At 72.1% G+C, this 2,993-nt stretch carries 2 protein-coding genes and 1 pseudogene; 1 reads left to right on the forward strand and 2 read right to left on the reverse strand.

The window, feature by feature from the left end; translation table 11 throughout:
* Together JNW89_RS32925 and JNW89_RS32930 are read right to left on the reverse strand one after the other, a co-directional pair.
* A pseudogene (locus JNW89_RS32925) lies at positions 1 to 353 on the reverse strand (alpha/beta hydrolase); the annotation flags it as partial.
* On the reverse strand, positions 350 to 784 hold the full coding sequence (locus tag JNW89_RS32930) for an alpha/beta fold hydrolase (RefSeq protein WP_238452013.1): 435 nt from the start codon (positions 782 to 784) through the stop codon (positions 350 to 352). The gene JNW89_RS32930 and the pseudogene JNW89_RS32925, both read right to left, overlap by 4 nt.
* A 319-nt stretch (positions 785 to 1,103) precedes the next feature.
* Here JNW89_RS32930 and JNW89_RS32935 point away from each other — a divergent pair, with 319 nt between their 5' ends.
* The gene (locus JNW89_RS32935; protein WP_238452014.1) at positions 1,104 to 2,816 is read left to right on the forward strand and encodes a bifunctional UDP-sugar hydrolase/5'-nucleotidase; all 1,713 of its coding nucleotides are present in this window, start codon (positions 1,104 to 1,106) and stop codon (positions 2,814 to 2,816) included.
* Positions 2,817 to 2,993 lie beyond the last annotated feature (177 nt).

Genomic DNA, 2,993 nt, shown 5'->3' on the forward strand with positions numbered 1-2,993 from the left:
AGGCGGCGCAGCTCGGCGGCGAGCCGGTCGGCAGGCACCTCGTGGAAACCGCCGTCCAGGCTCACCCGCCGGGCACCCGGCACCGCCTCGGCGGTCGCGCCCGTGGCGTCGCGCAGCCACTGCGGGCTGCCCGTGCTGTCCAGCACCACCGTCGGCGCGGTGATGCTGGCGAGCCGATCGGCGGGAAGAGTGCCGTCCCCGCTGACGGTGGCGTCGTGGACCAGGGACGGGGCCATCATCTCCAGCCAGGGCCACATCGGCTGGTCACGCATGCCGCGTACCTGCTCGTCGGGGAGGCCCACCGCGTCGCGCAGGAAGCACTCGACCGCGTCGCCCCGCCGGCCCGCCGTCACCAGCTCGGCCAGCCGGGGCGCGAGCGCCGCGCCCGACCCGTCGTGCGGCCCGACCCGGAACGGCGGCTCGAAGAGGGCCAGCCCGGCGACCGGGAGCCGGCGGCGGTCGCCAGGGCGGCGAGGATCGCGCCGGACGAGATCCCGTAGAGGTACGCCGCACCACCGGCCGCCCCGATCAGCGCGGCCAGGTCCTCGATCTCCCGCTGCACCGTGTACGGGGCGGTGTCGCCACTGTCGCCCCGCCCGCGCCGGTCGTACCCGAACACGGTGAAGTCCGCCGCCAGCGCGGCGGCCACCGCGCGAGTGGTGGTCCGGTCGTTGAACGCGCCGCCCACCAGCACGATTGCCGGCCCGTCGCCGCTGCGCTCGTACGCGATGGTCGTGCCGTCGGCGGAGCGCACCGTGCCCACCGCCAGGGTCGCGTCAGTCATCCATGGATCCTCTCCTCGTCGTCGTCTCCCATCCTGGTCGGTGCCACCGACGCGAATCCGACGCCAACCGCCGGACTGCTCTCACCTACCCGTCATGTCGGAATGGTCCGAACGTCCAGGCCGGGTCACCTCACGTATCCGCAGGTCTGTTCGACTTCCCCAGTCGACCGGCGGTGGCGTAGATGAGAGGCTGTCCCTGACGGAGCGGCGACCCCCGACCGCCGCCATCCGCGATCGACCCCTGTCACGGCACGGATCAGGGTGGCCGGGCGAACCATCGCCCGTGCCGCGTCCAACGCCGAACCTCACGAGGAGTTCCATGTCCGTCCCCGGGATGCGTCGGGCCGCCATCGGCCTGACCGCACTCGCCGCGGCCGCGCTGAGCACGGTCGCCGTCAACCCGAGCCAGGCCGAGGCCGGCCCCAAGCCGGTCGACGTCAAGCTGCTCGCCCTCAACGACTTCCACGGCAACCTCGAACCGCCGACCGGCTCCAGCGGCACCATCGCCGGCCAGCCCGCGGGTGGCGCCGAATACCTCGCCACCCAGCTCGCCGCCCTGCGCGGCGCCACCGAGGAGGAGCGGGAGCGCACCATCACGGTCGCCGCCGGTGACCTGATCGGCGCCTCCCCGCTGCTCTCCGCCGCGTTCCACGACGAGCCGACCATCGAGTCGCTCACCATGGCCGGGCTGGACTTCGCCAGCGTCGGCAACCACGAGTTCGACGAGGGCGCCAACGAGCTGCTGCGCATCCAGAACGGCGGCTGCCACCCGGTCGACGGCTGCGCGGACGGCACCCCGTACACGGGCGCCGGCTTCCAGTACCTCTCCGCCAACGCGTTCAAGACCGCGACCGGCCAGCCGCTGCTGCCGCCGTACGCGGTCAAGAAGGTCGACGGCGTCAAGGTCGGCTTCATCGGGATGACCCTGGAGGGCACCCCGCAGATCGTCTCGCAGGAGGGCGTCGCCGGCCTCACCTTCAGCGACGAGGCGGAGACCGCCAACAAGTACGCCCGCATCCTGCGCTCGCAGGGCGTGCAGACCATCGTCGTGCTGCTGCACGAGGGCGGTCAGCAGGACGCCACCGGCGGCATCAACGACTGCAAGGGCTTCACCGGCCCGATCGTCGACATCGCCAACCGGATGGACCCGTCGATCGACGTGGTGGTCAGCGGGCACACCCACCAGGCGTACAACTGCGAGATCAACGGCAAGCTGGTCACCAGCGCCAGCTCGTTCGGTCGCCTGGTCACCGACATCGACCTGCAGATCGACCGGAAGACCGGCGACGTGCTGACCGCCAAGGCCAACAACGTCGTGGTCACCCGGGACGTCACCAAGGACGCGGCGCAGACCGAGCTGATCACCCGCTACAAGACGGCGCTCGGCCCGGTCGCCACCAAGGTCGTCGGCGAGACCGCCGAGCCGCTGAACCGCGTGCAGGAGACCCTGTTCGGTACGGCCAAGGGCGAGTCCCCGCTCGGCAACGTGATCGCCGACGCGCAGTTCGCGGCGACCGACAACGAGCAGGGCGCGCTCGGCGCGTTCATGAACCCCGGTGGTGTCCGCGCCGACCTCGACGCCGGCCAGGTCACCTACGAGGAGGCGTTCACGGTCCAGCCGTTCGCCAACAACCTGGTCACGCTCGACCTCACCGGCGCGCAGCTCTACTGCGTGCTGGAGCAGCAGTTCGTCGTCGGCCGGACGCTCTACCCGTCCTCGACGGTCCGCTACACGGTCGACGTGAACGGCACCACCGGCACCACCGCCGACCCGTGCGCCGGTACCCGGGTCGTCCGGGGCAGCCTCACCCTCGGCGGCGTGACGGTCACCGACGCCGGCACCTACCGGGTGACGGTGAACAACTTCCTGGCCGGTGGCGGTGACGGGTTCACCGCGCTCAAGAGCGGCACCAACCAGGTCACCGGCATGATCGACCTGGATGCCTTCGTGGCGTACCTGACCGCGTCCTCGCCGGTCAGCGCGCCGGCCCTGGACCGCATCCGCACCACCGCCGAGGTCCCCGCCGCCTGACGGCAGGACCCCGCCCACGAACGGGCCCCGGAGCAACCGCTCCGGGGCGTCCCCATCTCGCCTCCCGGTCGCCGCGCCCCGGTCCCCGCGCCCCGCCGCGCACGCACTTTCGCGGAAAGCGGGGCTATGGAACGCGCCATAGCCCCGCTTTCCGTGAAAAGTGGGCGGATCTTGCGG

This window comes from Micromonospora sp. 4G55 (assembly GCF_016803375.1).